The following is a 16,368-nucleotide window of genomic DNA, read 5'->3' as shown; positions in this document are numbered from 1 at the left end:
TCTTGATATATGAAGCTGAGGAAATGGCATAAAATAAAAAACCTCAGTGTGTTTATCACTGAGGTTTTTCTGTGGGAGCACACGGATTCGAACCGCGGACCCTCTGCTTGTAAGGCAGATGCTCTGAACCAGCTGAGCTATGCTCCCATTATTTAAGAACTTGTAGAATTCAGTTTTTGAACTGAATTTAGTGGGAGCACACGGATTCGAACCGCGGACCCTCTGCTTGTAAGGCAGATGCTCTGAACCAGCTGAGCTATGCTCCCGAATATTTTATAAAGAACTGATTTTCTAACCGTTATTCCCGTTTTGGGAGTGCAAATATAGGGATGTTTTTATTCTTTCAAATTTTTTGCTGAACTTTTTCAATTAAATTTTCCAATCAACAATTTTATTTGCCCATTCTACTTTGTAAGGCGTGCTAATCCGGATGTAATTATCGGAATACCCTTCCATCATGCCGTTCTTTTCACTGCCTTCAAATAATACTTTCCGCGTTTGACCAACATGCTGTTCCGTGAAGTGTTGCATCTTCATATAGCTAAGATTGCGCAATTGCTTATTTCGTTCATGCCTGAGGTTTACTGGCACAACAGGTTTTATTTCTAACGCTTTGGTATTGTCTCTTTCTGAATAGGTAAAAACGTGGAGGTAAGAAATATCCAGGTCATGCAAAAAATTGAAGGTTTCCTGGAAATGATTGTCACTTTCGCCAGGGAAGCCAACAATTACATCAACCCCGATTGCGCAATGTGGCATTAATGATTTGATCACCTCTACCCTTTCGGCATATAACTCCCTTTTATAACGGCGGCGCATCAGGCTCAGTATATCATTGCTACCGCTTTGTAAAGGAATATGAAAATGCGGCATAAATTTTTGGCTACCTGCCACAAACTCTATGATCTCTTTTGAGAGCAAGTTCGGCTCAATAGAAGAAATGCGGTAACGATCAATGCCATCAATAGTATCCAGTTCTTGAATCAGGCTAAAGAAGGATTCTTCACTTTTTTTAGCACCATCAGGACCTTTTCCAAAATCGCCAAGGTTAACACCCGTTAGCACAATTTCTTTTACACCATTTTGAGCCAGTTCCCGGGCATTACGTAATACATTAGCAATACTGTCGCTGCGGCTTTTACCACGAGCCATTGGAATGGTGCAGAAGGAACAGTTATAATCGCAGCCGTCCTGAACTTTTAAGAAAGTTCTTGTACGGTCGTTCAATGAGTAAGAAGCATTGAAACCGGTAACGTCTTCGATATCGCAACTGGAGATCTTGGCAGAGTCCCCTTTTGTCAATTCTTTTAAGTGAGCAGCCAAGTTAAACTTCTCTTTTGCGCCCAATACGAGGTTTACACCCGGAATTTCAGCGATCTGTTTCGGTTTTAACTGTGCATAACAACCAGTTATCACCACCATACTCTGGGGCGCTCTTCGTTGAATACGACGCACAATCTGGCGACACTCCTTGTCTGCATTATCTGTAACAGAACAAGTATTGATGACATATACATCAGCTTCTTCTTCAAACTCCTTTTTCAAAAAGCCCTGAGCTTCCAAGCTCCTGGAAAGCATAGAAGTTTCTGAAAAATTCAGTTTGCAACCCAATGTATGAAATGCTACCGTGCGCTGATTATCCATAAGGGCGCAAAATTAACCACAGATTTCCAGAAACCGCGGATTTGAACGATGAAAGAAGGGAGAAAAAGGACTTGGGAGTAAATTTTTAAGATTTTCTGAAGCTTGTTAGAAGGATACCTAGACCTGAATTTGAGGGATTAAGGAGATTAGGAGGAAGAGGATGTTTGCGTGTAGGAATAGATAGTAAGAAAGATTGGGGGCTGGCATAAAAAGATTGGGGAGTCGGTATTATATGGAATTAATAAAAGGGTGAAATGGAGCCAGGTATCTGGAAGTGAAGTGAGGAAGGAATGATGAGTAATGAGGGATGAGTTGAAGGATTTAGTGGATCAGGAAGGAGAAAAATTGCCATTTTCATACTTTATCCTGGGCTTTGGGTGGGCTTTGGTAGGGAGTATCCTGGGAGTATCTATACAGGAGGTATGCTTTAGCGCGGATGAGAGGAAGGAATAACAAATGAATTGAATCCGCCAGGGGCGGACAAGTGCGAATGGTGAATTGTCAATCGTGAATTGTGAATTGGAGGAAAGGGAGAAGGGGTTAGAATGAGGAATAAAGGGAAGTGTACCATGATGGGTCAAAACTTGGAAGGTGGGGGTTGGTTTTGTATCTTTAGGCACAGCTCCACCTAACTCCGTTCAGGGCATTGAAGGCGTTCTGCCTGTAGGTTGTTTTCCTCCCATATTTAGGAGCATTTGCTCAATTCAGATCGAAGCATAGTCGAAAGATGGTCGAAGGATAGTCGAAGGATGATCGAAGGATGATCGAAGGATGGTCGAACTAGCCTAGGCTTAAGTACGGCTATGGTACGGCTTAGCTATGGAGTAAGTATGGGGGAAGTAGGGGGAATGGAGGGATGCTGTTGGAATACTCTAGCCCTACTTTAGGTATACTTTAGGTATACTGATGGTATGCTTCAGGTATACTTAAGGTACGAAGGATGGATTCTGCCAGAGCGGACAAAACATGTTATAGCCGGTCATTTGCGTCCAAAAGCGGAAAGAGCAGGGAGGGGAATGATGGTGGGATTGGGTGGCGAGGCGAGGAGGTTTTGGCTTGGGGATGTTGAGCATTGGTAGCGAATCATATAAAAAAAGGCTGGCTCAAAAATAGGAGCCAGCCTTTTTTTATATCAATTAGATTTTTATTTTTTAATTACATCCGAGCAATTCGCACAGTTTGGATTCGAGTTCTTCGCCGCGGAGGTTTTTGGCTACAATCTTTCCGTTGGGGTCAATCAGGAAGTTTTGAGGAATGCCCTGAACACGGTATAAAACAGCTGCACTGTTTTGCCAGAATTGAAGATCACTTACCTGAGGCCAGACAAGTCCGTCTTTTTCGATAGCCTTTACCCAGGAATCCTTTTCTTTATCGAGAGAAACGCCGAAAACAGTAAAGTTTTTGTTACTAAACTTATTATAAGCCTTTACCACATTAGGATTCTCCATCCGGCAAGGTTTACACCAACTTGCCCAAAAGTCAACCAGGACATATTTACCACGGAAAGAAGAGAGTGAAATCGGCTTGCCATCAGGATCGCTTTGGGTAAAATCCATGGCTTCAGTGCCTACAGCACCAATTTTACTTTCCGCGATCTGCTCAGCCAGGGCTTTGCCTATTTGTGAATTCCTGACATTCTCAGATAAGCTATTGTAATATTTTTCCGTTACACTCACATCGTCAATCAACTGACCTGTCAGGTGAAGCAGGAAGGGAGAAACAAATGATGATGGTTTAGAAGCAATGAATTTTGCGACCTCGTCTTTAACTTTTTGACTGAGCGCAAAATATTGCTGCATTAATTCGTCACGTTTTGCTTGATTTTCTGTTTTTTCAATTTGGGCAGCGGTCGCATTGAGGCTACCAACCAACGGATTGAAAATGTCCCGGAACTCTTCAAAGTCTTTATGAGACTGGGAACCTTCCACTTTCATATGTTTCAGGTCTGTACGAGTACCGGTAATTGAGATGTTCTTATTTTCCAGGTAAATATGCTGCGCCTGTTCTTTCCCAATGGTTATCCAAAACAAACCAGGTTCAGGAATAGAGCCTTTGACGGTAAACGTTCCACCTTTTACTGTTGAGGAAGCGACCGGGTTGTTGGTGAATGCGTCCGTAATTTTCACTTCGGCGCCATCCGGCAAATCTGATACCTTACCATTCAGAACAAAGCCAGACGTCTGCGCAAACAATAATGAGGGAAGCAGGGCAAGGGCCAATAGCACTTTTTTCATCAGCCAGTATTTATATTAAATTATTTAACTGTTCACTTTATTTAAACTGTTCAAGTGGAGCTTCCCATTGCTCTTTTATTTAATTACAAAAGGGCTTACAGAATTTACTTTGGCTGATGTCTTTGCTTTAAAACATCAATCACTTCTGAAAGGGAACTTCCTTTAGCTTGCAATAATATCAAATAATGAAACAGTAAATCCGCAGCTTCGTTCAAAAATAACTCTTGGTTAACGTCCTTTGCTTCTATGACAACTTCTACAGCTTCTTCACCAACTTTCTGGGCAATTTTGTTAATTCCTTTGCCAAACAGTTTTCTTACATAGGAAGTTTCGTCATTGCTGGTCCGCCGAAGACGGATGATATCCTCCAGATAATAAAGGAAATCGTCCTTGTGGTTTTTTTCGCTCCAACATGTATCCGCTCCAGTATGACAAACCGGTCCTTTAGGTTCAGCTTTAATCAAAAGGGTATCATTATCACAATCCACTAGGATCTGACGAAGCTGCAGGTGATTACCACTTTCTTCCCCCTTGGTCCACAGACGGTTTTTGGAACGGCTGTAAAAAGTAACCAGTCCCAGTTCTTCTGTTTTCTTCAAAGCTTCGTCATTCATAAATCCCAACATCAACACTTTATTTGTTGTATAGTCCTGAATTACAGCAGGAACCAGCCCATCAGCATATTTAGCAAAGTCTATTTTCATACCCAGCCCCAAAAGGGGAGCTTTTAAGTTTGTTTATATAATTAATGTTAGCAATTCTTAGCCTCAGTTTTGAACTACAAGTGCACAAAGGTACATTGAATGGCAATGGATTGCGGTTTAGAGTTTAGTGCTAGAGTCGAACCGCAATATTCCGCTCTTTTAAATAATGTTTCAGATCCTGAATATCGATTTCCTTAAAATGGAAAATACTAGCAGCTAATGCCGCGTCTGCATGAGCTTGTTGAAATACGTCTTCAAAATGCTCCATTTTGCCACCACCACCTGATGCAATTACCGGAATTGGCAGATTATCTGAAAGTTTGCGCGTAATATCCAAAGCAAAGCCAGCTTTAGTGCCGTCATGGTTCATAGAAGTCAGCAGTATCTCTCCGGCCCCTCTTTCCACGGCTTCTTTGGCCCAGTCGAAACATTTTTTATCTGTTTTGGTACGTCCACCATTCAGGTAAACATACCACTCGCCATCTTCTTCCTGGCGGGTATCAATGGCCAAAACCACACACTGGCTACCTGCAGCATTGGCAATGCCAGTAATCAGTTCCGGAGAATTGAAAGCCGCAGTATTTACGGATATCTTATCGGCGCCAGAATTCAGTAAAACGCTGACATCTTCCACGCTTTTAATACCACCGCCCACTGTAAAAGGGATATTGATGTGACGGGCAATACGCTTTACCAATTCACTGAGTGTTTTTCTTCTTTCTACGGTTGCCGTAATATCCAGGAACACAAGTTCATCAGCACCCTGCTGCGCGTATGTTGCACCCAACTCAACCGGATCTCCTGCATCGCGCAGGTTAACGAAGTTGGTACCTTTTACAGTACGCCCATCTTTGATATCCAGGCATGGGATGATGCGTTTGGTGAGACCGAAGAGCCCAGGCTCACCCCCTACTCCTAAAGGGGAGGGCTGGGCCACCGGGCTTGTGTTATTTTGATTATCCATTTTAAATTAATGTAGAAGTTATTGAAGATTGATCTTTTGCAACTCTTTCAGTGATATGCGGCCTTCGTAAATGGCTTTGCCAATGATGATACCCTTGCAACCGATGTCTAATAATTGATGGACATCGCCGATATTGCTGACACCGCCACTAGCTATGAAATGAAGGTCAGGGAACTTCTGAATGATGCTTTTATAAAGATCGATCGAAGGGCCCTGTAAGGCACCATCTTTAGCTACGTCGGTACAGAAAATCTGCTGCACGCCATGTTCGATATACTTCTCGATAAAGTCATAGATCCAAACATCGGTTGTTTCTAACCATCCATGGACAGCGATCTTTTCATCCTTCACATCTGCTCCCAACAAAAACCTGTCACCGCCAAACTTCTTCAGCCAGCTTACAAAGGTAACTTCATCTTTCACAGCGATACTCCCTACTGTAACCAGGGCTGCGCCGGAGCTGAAGATAATCTCTACATCCTTTTCAGCTTTTACACCGCCACCAAAGTCGATGACCAAACCTGTTTTGCCGGCAATGGATTCCAGAACCTTCCAGTTGCGCACCTGCCCAGCTTTAGCACCATCAAGGTCAACCAGATGCAGGCGTTTCAATCCAGCATCTTCAAATTCTTTAGCAACTTCTAAAGGATTTTCGTTGTATACCTTTTTCTGGTTATAGTCACCCTGGGTAAGGCGAACACATTTACCATCGATGATGTCGATGGCGGGGATGATGGCACTCACACCCCGCTCTCCGCCTGAGGCGGAGAGCGGTTGGGCTCCTGAGCTCTTTTTATTTGGATCTGTCATGTTGTGTAAGTTGCTTAAATATTCAAAAAATTCTGGATGATTTGATCGCCTATTTGTGCGCTCTTTTCGGTATGGAACTGGACGCCATAGAAGTTATCCTTATTAATGGCTGCGGCGTATTGGATTCCATAATTGCAGTGAGCAATGGTGTATTCACTATCCTCGGCGAAGTAACTATGTACGTTGTAAATGTAGCTGTGCTCCTTAATGTCCCGGAATAGTGGTGACTTCAGGTCATATATACTATTCCAGCCAACCTGTGGAACTTTTAACACCCCCTCCCCTATTTTAGTTGCAGGGAAACGCTTTACCTCTACAGGCACAATACCTAAGCAATTTGTATCAGCTTCTTCGGAGTGATTGCATAAGAGTTGCATGCCCACACAAATGCCAAGGACAGGTTGTTTCAAGTCTTTGATCACCTGGTCGAGATTACCTTCCTTCAAGCTTTGCATGGCGCTTCCGGCTTCACCAACCCCAGGAAAAATGACCTTATCTGCACTTTTGATTTTTTCCGCATCATCGGTAACCTCAGCCTGTATGCCTAGTCTTTCTAGTGCATACAAAACTGACTGAATATTTCCTGCGTTATATTTTATTATTGCTAAGTTCATTGTATCTTTCACCTGTGATTTGAAAATGTATCCTAAGAATCATTTTCCATTACAAATCATATTAATTGTACCGCGGAAGTAGCTCACCTGGTAGAGCGACAGCTTCCCAAGCTGTAGGTAGCGGGTTCGAGTCCCGTCTTCCGCTCATTTTTTCGTCACTCTTCAGTTAAAATGCTTTCCAAAAATTCTTTTGTAGCTTCCTGAACATTTGAACTGTTACTCAAAGCTTTGATGTAAGCACTACCAATTATTGCACCATTCGTATGTTTGCAAGCAGCTTCAAAAGTTTCCCTGTCCCTAATACCAAACCCAACCAATACCGGGTTCTTTAAATTCAAAGAAGCCAGTTTTTGCAGGTACTGCTCTGCGGATGCAAACTCCTTGTTCTTCCCGGTTGTTGAAGAGGATGAAACTGCATATAAAAATCCAGAACTCAAGCTATCCAGCTTTTTGATCCTTTCTGCGGATGTTTCTGGTGTTACCAGAAAAACAAAATCAAGGTTATGCTTCTTTATAATCTCGCCATATTCCGTCTCAAACTCGTAAATCGGTAAGTCGGGAAGTATAAGGCCATCAATTCCTACTGCTTCAGCGTCAGCACAGAATCTTTCAAAGCCATATTGTAATATAGGATTTAGATAGCCCATCAGGACCACAGGCACGTGAATGCCAGCACCACCGGCAGCGGCGTCAGTACGAAAATCTTTTAACTGCTTGAACAGTCTTGAAATGGTCATGCCATTTTTCAGCGCAATGCTACTGCTTTCCTGAATAATTGGACCATCGGCTAAAGGATCGCTATAAGGCATACCGAGTTCAATCAAGTCTGCACCAGAATCCTGTAAGGCTTTCATCACTTCCAGCGTACTGTCTAATTCCGGATAACCCGCGGTGCAATAAACATTCAGTATTTTTTTGTTCTTCCGATTGAATAGTTCTTGTATTCGGCTCATTGTAAAGTGTGAATAATGAGATATTAATCCCAGGTTTTGAAATTAAAAGCGCATGTGTGACTAACCGGTCACTTCGTTTGAATGCACACCCATTGCTTTCATATAAGTAGCCAGGTCCTTATCGCCACGGCCAGATAAGCAAACAACCACAACTTCATTTTGCTTAAACTGTATCTGCTTTAATGCAGACAGCGCATGAGAAGATTCCAGTGCTGGAATAATACCTTCTAACTTGGCCAGCTGGAAAGCTGCTTCTAAAGCTTCATCATCAGTAGCATGTAAGAAAGTACCACGACCACTATCAAAAAGGTGTGCATGTAAAGGTCCGATACCCGGATAATCCAAGCCTGCAGAAATACTATGTGGTTCTACAACCTGTCCATCTTCAGTTTGCATAACCAGGCTTTTGCTACCGTGCAGAATACCAGGTTTGCCAAGACGGGTAGTAGCAGCACTCATGCCGCTTTCTATGCCCATGCCCCCAGCCTCAACAGCCACAATTTTCACCGTAGGTTCATCAAGGAAATTATAAAATGCCCCGGCAGCATTACTACCACCACCTACACATGCCATTACATAATCGGGCAACTCACTCCCGGTTTTGGTTTTTAACTGCCAGCGCGTTTCCTCAGAAATAATACTCTGAAAACGAGCGACCATATCGGGATAAGGATGCGGCCCTACAACACTTCCAATGATATAATGCGTATCCGTAGGATTATTGATCCAGTCGCGAATCGCTTCATTCGTAGCATCTTTCAGGGTTTTACTACCACTGGTAGCAGGAATCACTGTTGCACCCAGCATCTTCATGCGGGCAACATTAGGAGCCTGGCGTTCAATATCTTTTTCACCCATATATACAATGCACTCCATTCCTTTCAGTGCACAAACTGTAGCTGTTGCCACACCATGCTGTCCAGCACCAGTTTCAGCAATGATACGTTTTTTGCCCAGGCGTTGCGCCAATAAGATCTGCCCAACAGTATTGTTCACTTTGTGGGCGCCTGTATGACATAGATCTTCCCGCTTCAGATAAATATTGGTATTGTATTGTGCACTCAGACGTTTCGCAAAATAGAGCGGAGTAGGGCGTCCAACATAATCCCGGAGCAGTTCTGTATATTCTTTTTGGAAAGCAGCATCATACATGATGTCAAGATACCGTTCCTGAAGTTCTTTTACATTGGGGTGCAGCATCTCAGGAATGAACGCACCACCAAACCTACCGTAGTAGCCTTGCTCGTTGGGTCGCTGATATGAAACTTTATGATCCATGGTTAAACTGGGACTTATGTATTATTTGGAATTATTATTATGAACTTGATCTACAAAAATCTTTACTTTTTTCAGGTCCTTCACTCCCGGGCTCACTTCAAACTTGCTATTGATATCAATAGAAAATAAATGTTTAGCTATGGGTTCGTGTGTAAACTCATGCAATTTTTCTTCATCTCCTGGTTCGATGCCCCCACTAAGAAAGAAAGGCTTTGGCATGTAGACATCCTTTAAAATGCTCCAGTCGAATTTCTTTCCGGTGCCACCATAGCCTGCACCCAGCGTATCGAACATGAACATATCACATACATCCAGGTAAGGGCGGGTCATCCATTCAATGCTGTCATTATCACTTAACCGGAAAGCCTTTACTACAGAAATATAGTCTGCAATGCGCTCGCAATATTTAGGTGGCTCGTCGCCATGCAGCTGAACCATATGCAAACGGCATTCATCAACAATACGCATTACTTCTTCAAGTGGAGTATTCACAAATACGCCAACCTTGTTGATGTTATTTATTTTTCTTACCTGTGCCGTGGTCATGTGATTGAGCACATACCGGGGACTTTTATGATAAAAAATAAAACCGGCAAACTCGACGCCCATACCAGCCAGCTCGTTCACTTGTTCTGTCTGTGTCATGCCGCAAACTTTTACTCGCATCTTTTAATGTTTTTCGTTTTAAAAGTTAGATTAATTGTGCATGGGCAATCGTTTTTAACTATGAAGTTTTCGAAACCTTGTAGTTTTTCAGCTCTTCGGCAAAAGACCTGAAGGCTTCACCGGGAACTTCCTGCTTCATGAAATTTTCTCCTATCAAGAATCCTTTGAAACCATATTGCTCCAAATAATGGATGTCTTCTACTTTATGAATACCGCTTTCGGATATTTTCAGTTTATCCAATGGAATCAGATTACTCAGTTGAACTGAGGTATCGAGGCTTACCTCAAAAGTTTTCAGGTTACGATTGTTCACACCTACCAGGTCTACCTCATCGCAGATGTGTTCCAATTCCTGTTCATTATGTATTTCCAGCAACACTTCCAATCCCAGGTTCTTTGCAGCGCTGGCCAAACTTTTAACCTCACCAACCGACAAGTTAGCGGCGATCAATAATATCACAGAAGCACCATAAGCCTTTGCCTCAAGCAACTGGTATTCATCGATCATAAAGTCTTTCCGCAACAGTGGTATTTTGTTGATAATTGCCGCTTTCTGAAGGTCGGCTAAAGAACCACCGAAAAATTCATGATCTGTAAGCACTGAAATTCCGGAAGCGCCATACGTAGCATAAGCCATTGTTACTTCTTCAATAGTGGCTTTGTCGTTGATAATTCCTTTTGAAGGAGACTTTCTTTTGTACTCAGCGATAATGCCAGTTTTCGTATTGTCCAATAAAGCGGCCTTGAGCGAATAGGTCTCACTCTTGAAGAAAGGACCTTTTTCTAATTCCGCAATGGTTACTTCTGCCTTACGCTGGGCAACTTCAATTCTTTTCTGTGCTATTATTTTATCGAGGATGTTCATGGTATTTGGTGCGGTCGTGAATGGTGAAAGGTGAATGGTCAATGGTGAATAATTGTTATATTTCAGTTGTTACTGTAATGCAATTAATTTCTGTAAACATTGGTAAGCACTACCGCTTTCAAGGCTTTCGATGGCTGCATTATACGAATCTTCGTAAGACGCATAATTACCAGTACAATGTAAAGCCATAGCTGCATTAGCTAAAACGACAGCATTCTGAGCCCAGGTACCTTCGCCTTTGATGATCTTTTTGAAAATCGCAGCAGCTTCATCTACTGTATTACCCCCATAAATATCTTCTGCACTAACCATTCTTTTGCCTAATTCAATTGGCGTCATTACCCGCTCGCCACGGTTTGTAATGACTTTGGTATCGTTGGTCAGCGAAATTTCATCATATCCGTCTAAACTGTTTATGATTGTAAATGGCTTACCTGTTTGTTGTAAAAGGTAGTTGTAAATGCGAGCCATTTCCAGATTGTACACACCTACTAATTGGTAGGAAGGAGAAGCCGGATTGATCATTGGCCCCAGCATATTAAAGAAGGTGCGCAGTCCTAAGTTCTTTCTAATACCAGCCACCATTTTCATGGCCGGATGGAACATGGGGGCATGCAGGAAGCAGATATTGGCTTCTTCAATTTCTGCTTTCAAGCGATCATTATCGTTCTTGAATTTATAGCCTATTTGCTCCATTACATTGGATGCCCCACTCACAGAGGTAGCGCCATAGTTGCCATGCTTGGCAACTTTTTGACCTGCGCCTGCCACGATGAAACAGGCAAGGGTTGAAATATTGAATGTGTTCTTTCCATCGCCACCAGTCCCAACAATGTCCATTACTTCGTGGCCGTTGAGGTCAACCGGAACACAAAGCTGCAATAAGCCATCACGAAATCCGTGGAGTTCGTCTATAGTAATGCTGCGCATTAAATAGACAGTGATAAAGGATGCTATTTCGCTATCGTTATAGAGACCTTTTGCCAAATTGATGATGACCTCTTTGGCCTGGGATTGACTTAACGTTTTATATTCAAATAAAAACTGAAGTATTTTTTTCATCTTATTCGTAGGCTTACCTGAGCTTTTTGTAGGATGGACAAATAGGATTTCAGATCATCGTGAATTGAGTGCTGTTCAGTTTTTTAACCAATTCCTTAAAATGACTTCGCCTTGAGGTGTTAAAACACTTTCGGGATGGAACTGTACGCCCTGGACATCATATGTTTTATGGCGTAAGGCCATAATGAGGCCGTTGGCATCCAGAGCGGTAATCTCCAATTCATCCGGAAAGTTTTCATTGCTTACGACCCAACTATGGTAGCGACCCACTTCAAATTCTTCCGGCAGACCTTCGAACAGGTTTACAGGTGCATGATGAACTGTAACGGGTGGATCTATCTCATTGCCAATTGATGATTGCTGATTGCTAACTCTTACCGGAGTAGCTATGCCATGGTATACTGTTGACAGGTTTACCAACTTGCCGCCAAAGGCCTCGCCAATAGCCTGGTGGCCTAAACACACACCCAGAATAGATTTACTACTTGCGTACTCTTTGATCAATGGCAATAATAAACCAGCTTCACTTGGAATGCCAGGACCTGGGGACAGAATGATCTTATCATATTCAGCAACCCTCTCCAATGGGATCTGGTCGTTACGGTACACATCCACCTTTTGACCCAAAATCTTTTCCACCATATGTACCAGGTTGTAGGTGAATGAGTCGTAATTATCGAAAACTAATATTTTAGGCATTGTTCTACAATTCAGGATTGGGGTGATTATTCAATCAATAATTAATTACTAGCTTATAGTTTCAGCCATTTTAATAGCGCTCTTCAAAGCATTTAGTTTATTCTCCACTTCCATCAATTCGCTTTCAGGCTTGCTAGCAGCAACAACACCGGCGCCTGCCTGACAAAATAAAGTGTTGTCCTTACTTAAGAATGTACGGATCATGATAGCATGATTGCAGTTTCCATTCAGTCCAACAAAGCCTATAGCTCCGCCATAAAAGCTACGTGGTGTAGGTTCTAATTCGTTGATCAGCTGCATGGCCTTATATTTTGGAGCTCCACTCAAAGTTCCTGCAGGAAAAGTCTTTGCAAGCACCTTGAAAGGATTGGTCTTTTCGGACACGTCGCCAGTCACCTCGCTGACCAGATGAATTACATGAGAATAATAGTGCACCTGCCTGTAATGGGTTACCTGAACATTGCTACAAACAGTACTCAGATCGTTGCGGGCCAAATCGACCAACATTACGTGCTCGGCATTCTCTTTAGGGTCTTTTAAAAGTGCTTCTGCCATTTTCTGATCTATAGCATCATCACCGCTACGTTTAAACGTGCCCGCTATAGGATGAACAATAGCTTTTCCATCTTTTACAATGATCTGTGATTCGGGAGAAGATCCTATTAATTTATAGTCTCCGTAATCAAAGAAGAACAAATATGGAGAAGGATTGATATTTCTTAAAGCACGGTATACATTGATCTCGTCGCCAATGAATGATTGCTGATAACGGCGGCTTAACACGATTTGAAATACATCGCCCCTGTAGCAACTGGCGATTCCCTTCCTTACCATATCCTTGTAATCAGCATCCATCATATTGGACGTTTCTTCCGAAACGGTTTTAAAAGGATAGACCGGCACATCTTTGCTTTTGATCAACGACTCCACGACAACTACCTCACTTTCAACATCACTGATCACATTTTCGCAGAGCAATAATTCATCCCTGAAGTGATTGATAGCAATCACATACTGGTACAGCCTGTAGCGGGCCATTGGAATTCCGGTTAGTTCATTGCCTTCGCCCTTAAAACGAACAGTTTCAAACAATTGCACGGCATCAAAGGTGGTATAGCCATACAATCCCTGAGCAAAAGAAGCGGCCTTAGGGTTCTCGCTTTCGCCTTCGAATCGCTGCATAAAGTTCCACAACAGGTCTTCAATTCGCTCATCTTGTAACGAGGTTTTCTGAGGAGCCTGGCCGGGAAGTTTATATTCTATATTACTTTCATTATTTACTTCTATACCGGCAATTGCGTTGATACAGATGAAAGAATAACTGTTTTCCGCCACGTGAAAATCGGCACTTTCCAGAAGAATCGTATCACGGAAGCGGTCGCGCAGCCGGAGGTAAATGCCCACTGGCGTGAACATATCTGCCAGCATTTTTTTCACCACCGTTTTGATGATGATCTTTTTACCTCCAGAACTTAAATTGGAGGTTTTATTACCAGAAGTTTCTTTCAGCGTTTGCGAACTCATTTTTACGATTTAAAGCAAATAAAAAGCCCCGGTTTTGCCGGGGCCTGAATATAATCATCAAGTACAGAAATGACAATACAGCACCCCTAAGAGTTTGTATGCCACCACCAGTATTGATTATTTGTTTTTTTCATTGAGTTGCAAATATCGGGTAGAATCTTTATTAAGCAAAAAAAATTTATCTTTTACTTTTAAGGGGTCTTTGTTGGTGCAGCAGCAGCAGCTGGAGGAGGTGTTGGTGCTGGAACACGGTTATTAACTGGTGGAAGTGATCTCAAATAAGCGAAAACTGACTTTAAGTCTTCATCTGTCATTTTCCTTATAAATTCCCATGGCATAGGAGGCATTATTGGACGCCCGTTTTCTTGTCCCATATGTTTACCTGTACGAATTGCATTAATGAAATTTTCTTCGCTCCATGTCCCTGTACCAGTAGCTGAATCTGGTGTCAAATTAGCGGTATAAGAAGTTCCCCATGGGCCAAGGAATGCGGTGAGGTCGGGTGACATAATAATCCATTGTCCTGGCTGATGAGCTATTGCAGGTATGGGAGGTAATTGTGCTGTGCTTGGATGGCCCGATAGTAACTTTGTAGAATCAAGTGACATTCCCTTTTCATTAAAAATTTTAGGCGAGTGACAATCGTGACAGCCACTGACCGTAACCAGGTACTCTCCCCTGGCAACCATGTCATCGGATTCATGCTGCCTTACAGCAGAAATATCCTTCTCTTTTGTTTTAGATTCATTGCTGCTGCAACCAGAGATTAAGGCTAGGATAATCACAGCAAAAAGTGCATGATTAAGAGTGCGCATGTATATAGGTATTTGGTTTATAAAGGAAGGGTTATTATAAATGTCCGAAAAGTTTTTCTTTCTACACAATACGAATCAATATATTTTTCAATAAAAAAAGCCGCCTTTGTAATGCGGCTTTGATAAGAGGCTGTCCATTTGTACTTATTCTTCATTTGGTTTAACTTTTGGCTTTATAATCCTGTTTATATGAGAGTCTTCGTTTTGGCTATGCTGACAATTATATCTATCTCCGGTCTTGCACAGAGTGATCAATTTATTTTACTCAAAGCGGACCGTGTATTTGATGGAGAAAGCATGCATAACAATTGGGCAGTGCTTATCAAGAACAACAAAATTGAAGATGTCGGCAATATCCAGTCCTATCCATCCAATGCGGAAGTCATCTATCTTCAAGGCTGTACACTGTTACCGGGACTCATAGAGGGTCACTCACATTTGTTTTTACATCCGTATAACGAAACATTGTGGGAGGACCAGGTATTGAAAGAAAGCCGTGCAGAACGGATAGCCAGGGCAGTAAATCACGCCAGGGCAACTTTACTGGCAGGTTTTACTACTGTACGAGACTTGGGAACAGAAGGTGCATTTTATGATGACGCAGGTCTAAAGATAGCTATTGAAAAGGGAGTCATTCCCGGTCCAAGAATGATCGTGGCAACCAGGGCAATCGTAGCAAAGGGGACTTATGCACCCAGAAGTGTAAATCCGGATCTTGATTTACCACAAGGTGCGGCAGAAGTGGCAGGCACTGAAGACTTAATGGAAGAAGTGAGAACTCAAATTAACAAAGGTGCTGACATTATTAAGATCTATGGAGATTTTGGTTGGGGCATCGACGGTGCTGTATTACCAACATTTAGTGTTGATGATATTGCTTCGGCTGCGGCAATAGCTAATAACGGAGGGAGGCCGGTAGTCATACATGCAACCACTCCTGAAGGCATGCGCAGAGCCGTTCTGGGAGGAGCTGCGACAATTGAGCATGGCGATGGGGGAACAGCAGATGTATACCAACTCATGAAACAAAAGAAAGTTGCGCTCTGCCCTACTCTTGCAGCCGGAGAAGCTTACGAAATATACAAAGGCTGGCGAAAAGGTATAGACCCGGAGCCAATTAAAGTAGCGACCAAAAAGAAAAGCTTTCAATTAGCATTACAAAGTGGAGTAACCATTTGCATGGGAGGAGATGCTGGTGTATTTGCACATGGTGAAAATGCAAGAGAAATGGAATTGATGGCTGAATATGGAATGAAGCCATTAAATATTCTTCGGTCAGCCACTTCTGTTAATGCGGATGTTTTTGGTTATGGTGATAAAATCGGAAGACTAAAAAAGGGCCTCCTGGCTGATGTAATTGCTGTGGAAGGAGACCCTTTAAGCGACATCAAAAACATCAGAAAGGTAAAATTAGTGGTGAAGGATGGCAGGATCTATAGAAGAAGGTGAGGCCAATCACAAAACAAGCCCGGCAGTACAATGATTATTTATTCAATGTATAAAGCAGGCGCGATTTTTACTATAGTTTAGTTTTTT

At 42.5% G+C, this 16,368-nt stretch carries 16 protein-coding genes and 3 tRNA genes; 3 read left to right on the top strand and 16 right to left on the bottom strand.

Annotation, left to right across the window (positions count from 1 at the left end; all coding sequences use genetic code 11):
• Nucleotides 1-72 precede the first annotated feature (72 nt).
• From OCK74_RS07240 to mtaB, 3 genes are all read right to left on the bottom strand, one after another.
• Nucleotides 73-147 (bottom strand) — tRNA-Val (locus OCK74_RS07240).
• A 44-nt stretch (nt 148-191) separates the two neighbouring features.
• Nucleotides 192-266: transfer RNA gene (locus OCK74_RS07235), tRNA-Val, on the bottom strand.
• Nucleotides 267-369: 103 nt separating this feature from the next.
• The gene (gene mtaB, locus OCK74_RS07230; RefSeq protein WP_279296349.1) at nt 370-1,644 is read right to left on the bottom strand and encodes a tRNA (N(6)-L-threonylcarbamoyladenosine(37)-C(2))-methylthiotransferase MtaB; all 1,275 of its coding nucleotides are present in this window, start codon (nt 1,642-1,644) and stop codon (nt 370-372) included.
• 911 nt (nt 1,645-2,555) lie between these two features.
• Between mtaB and OCK74_RS07225 the strand changes: the two genes are divergently transcribed.
• The gene (locus tag OCK74_RS07225) at nt 2,556-2,723 is read left to right on the top strand and encodes a hypothetical protein (protein WP_279296348.1); all 168 of its coding nucleotides are present in this window, start codon (nt 2,556-2,558) and stop codon (nt 2,721-2,723) included.
• A gap of 72 nt (nt 2,724-2,795) precedes the next feature.
• On the opposite strand, the gene OCK74_RS07220 is transcribed toward OCK74_RS07225, so the two are convergent.
• From OCK74_RS07220 to hisH, 5 genes are all read right to left on the bottom strand, one after another.
• Nucleotides 2,796-3,878, bottom strand: a complete 1,083-nt coding sequence (locus tag OCK74_RS07220) for a redoxin domain-containing protein (RefSeq protein WP_279296347.1) — start codon at nt 3,876-3,878, stop codon at nt 2,796-2,798.
• 104 nt (nt 3,879-3,982) lie between these two features.
• Nucleotides 3,983-4,582, bottom strand: a complete 600-nt coding sequence (hisIE, locus tag OCK74_RS07215; protein WP_279296346.1) for a bifunctional phosphoribosyl-AMP cyclohydrolase/phosphoribosyl-ATP diphosphatase HisIE — start codon at nt 4,580-4,582, stop codon at nt 3,983-3,985.
• A 130-nt stretch (nt 4,583-4,712) separates the two neighbouring features.
• Nucleotides 4,713-5,546, bottom strand: coding sequence for an imidazole glycerol phosphate synthase subunit HisF (gene hisF, locus OCK74_RS07210; protein WP_279296345.1), 834 nt, complete (start codon nt 5,544-5,546; stop codon nt 4,713-4,715).
• Nucleotides 5,547-5,564: 18 nt separating this feature from the next.
• Nucleotides 5,565-6,356, bottom strand: a complete 792-nt coding sequence (gene hisA, locus OCK74_RS07205; RefSeq protein ID WP_279296344.1) for a 1-(5-phosphoribosyl)-5-[(5-phosphoribosylamino)methylideneamino]imidazole-4-carboxamide isomerase — start codon at nt 6,354-6,356, stop codon at nt 5,565-5,567.
• A 14-nt stretch (nt 6,357-6,370) separates the two neighbouring features.
• Nucleotides 6,371-6,970 (bottom strand): imidazole glycerol phosphate synthase subunit HisH, encoded by a 600-nt coding sequence (gene hisH, locus OCK74_RS07200; protein WP_279296343.1) that lies wholly within the window; start codon nt 6,968-6,970, stop codon nt 6,371-6,373.
• Between the two features lie 72 nt (nt 6,971-7,042).
• Here hisH and OCK74_RS07195 point away from each other — a divergent pair.
• Nucleotides 7,043-7,115 (top strand) — tRNA-Gly (locus tag OCK74_RS07195).
• 10 nt (nt 7,116-7,125) lie between these two features.
• Here OCK74_RS07195 and trpA read toward each other — a convergent pair.
• The 8 genes from trpA to OCK74_RS07155 form a co-directional block, all read right to left on the bottom strand.
• On the bottom strand, nt 7,126-7,923 hold the full coding sequence (gene trpA / locus OCK74_RS07190; RefSeq protein WP_279296342.1) for a tryptophan synthase subunit alpha: 798 nt from the start codon (nt 7,921-7,923) through the stop codon (nt 7,126-7,128).
• Nucleotides 7,924-7,983: 60 nt separating this feature from the next.
• Entirely contained in the window at nt 7,984-9,201 is a 1,218-nt protein-coding gene (gene trpB / locus OCK74_RS07185) for a tryptophan synthase subunit beta (RefSeq protein WP_279296341.1), read from the bottom strand.
• A gap of 21 nt (nt 9,202-9,222) precedes the next feature.
• Nucleotides 9,223-9,867, bottom strand: coding sequence for a phosphoribosylanthranilate isomerase (locus tag OCK74_RS07180; RefSeq protein ID WP_279296340.1), 645 nt, complete (start codon nt 9,865-9,867; stop codon nt 9,223-9,225).
• 58 nt (nt 9,868-9,925) lie between these two features.
• Entirely contained in the window at nt 9,926-10,774 is an 849-nt protein-coding gene (trpC, locus tag OCK74_RS07175; protein WP_279296339.1) for an indole-3-glycerol phosphate synthase TrpC, read from the bottom strand.
• 27 nt (nt 10,775-10,801) lie between these two features.
• Nucleotides 10,802-11,794, bottom strand: a complete 993-nt coding sequence (gene trpD, locus OCK74_RS07170; protein ID WP_279296338.1) for an anthranilate phosphoribosyltransferase — start codon at nt 11,792-11,794, stop codon at nt 10,802-10,804.
• A 75-nt stretch (nt 11,795-11,869) separates the two neighbouring features.
• Nucleotides 11,870-12,493 (bottom strand): anthranilate synthase component II, encoded by a 624-nt coding sequence (locus tag OCK74_RS07165; RefSeq protein ID WP_279296337.1) that lies wholly within the window; start codon nt 12,491-12,493, stop codon nt 11,870-11,872.
• 48 nt (nt 12,494-12,541) lie between these two features.
• Nucleotides 12,542-14,017, bottom strand: coding sequence for an anthranilate synthase component I family protein (locus OCK74_RS07160; protein WP_279296336.1), 1,476 nt, complete (start codon nt 14,015-14,017; stop codon nt 12,542-12,544).
• 191 nt (nt 14,018-14,208) lie between these two features.
• Entirely contained in the window at nt 14,209-14,832 is a 624-nt protein-coding gene (locus OCK74_RS07155; RefSeq protein ID WP_279296335.1) for a c-type cytochrome, read from the bottom strand.
• A 189-nt stretch (nt 14,833-15,021) separates the two neighbouring features.
• Between OCK74_RS07155 and OCK74_RS07150 the strand changes: the two genes are divergently transcribed.
• Nucleotides 15,022-16,281, top strand: a complete 1,260-nt coding sequence (locus OCK74_RS07150; protein ID WP_279296334.1) for a metal-dependent hydrolase family protein — start codon at nt 15,022-15,024, stop codon at nt 16,279-16,281.
• Nucleotides 16,282-16,368: the final 87 nt, after the last annotated feature.

This window comes from Paraflavisolibacter caeni (assembly GCF_025628885.1).
GTDB classification, from domain to species: domain Bacteria; phylum Bacteroidota; class Bacteroidia; order Chitinophagales; family Chitinophagaceae; genus Flavisolibacter; species Flavisolibacter caeni.
This window is presented reverse-complemented; position numbering and strand designations above follow the sequence as displayed.

Coding starts and splice junctions, on each gene's coding strand:
- mtaB (WP_279296349.1), bottom strand. CDS start 1,644: ATGGATAATCAGCGCACGGTAGCATTTCATACATTGGGTTGCAAACTG.
- OCK74_RS07225 (WP_279296348.1), top strand. CDS start 2,556: ATGCTTCAGGTATACTTAAGGTACGAAGGATGGATTCTGCCAGAGCGG.
- OCK74_RS07220 (WP_279296347.1), bottom strand. CDS start 3,878: ATGAAAAAAGTGCTATTGGCCCTTGCCCTGCTTCCCTCATTATTGTTT.
- hisIE (WP_279296346.1), bottom strand. CDS start 4,582: ATGAAAATAGACTTTGCTAAATATGCTGATGGGCTGGTTCCTGCTGTA.
- hisF (WP_279296345.1), bottom strand. CDS start 5,546: ATGGATAATCAAAATAACACAAGCCCGGTGGCCCAGCCCTCCCCTTTA.
- hisA (WP_279296344.1), bottom strand. CDS start 6,356: ATGACAGATCCAAATAAAAAGAGCTCAGGAGCCCAACCGCTCTCCGCC.
- hisH (WP_279296343.1), bottom strand. CDS start 6,970: ATGAACTTAGCAATAATAAAATATAACGCAGGAAATATTCAGTCAGTT.
- trpA (WP_279296342.1), bottom strand. CDS start 7,923: ATGAGCCGAATACAAGAACTATTCAATCGGAAGAACAAAAAAATACTG.
- trpB (WP_279296341.1), bottom strand. CDS start 9,201: ATGGATCATAAAGTTTCATATCAGCGACCCAACGAGCAAGGCTACTAC.
- OCK74_RS07180 (WP_279296340.1), bottom strand. CDS start 9,867: ATGCGAGTAAAAGTTTGCGGCATGACACAGACAGAACAAGTGAACGAG.
- trpD (WP_279296338.1), bottom strand. CDS start 11,794: ATGAAAAAAATACTTCAGTTTTTATTTGAATATAAAACGTTAAGTCAA.
- OCK74_RS07165 (WP_279296337.1), bottom strand. CDS start 12,493: ATGCCTAAAATATTAGTTTTCGATAATTACGACTCATTCACCTACAAC.
- OCK74_RS07160 (WP_279296336.1), bottom strand. CDS start 14,017: ATGAGTTCGCAAACGCTGAAAGAAACTTCTGGTAATAAAACCTCCAAT.
- OCK74_RS07155 (WP_279296335.1), bottom strand. CDS start 14,832: ATGCGCACTCTTAATCATGCACTTTTTGCTGTGATTATCCTAGCCTTA.
- OCK74_RS07150 (WP_279296334.1), top strand. CDS start 15,022: ATGAGAGTCTTCGTTTTGGCTATGCTGACAATTATATCTATCTCCGGT.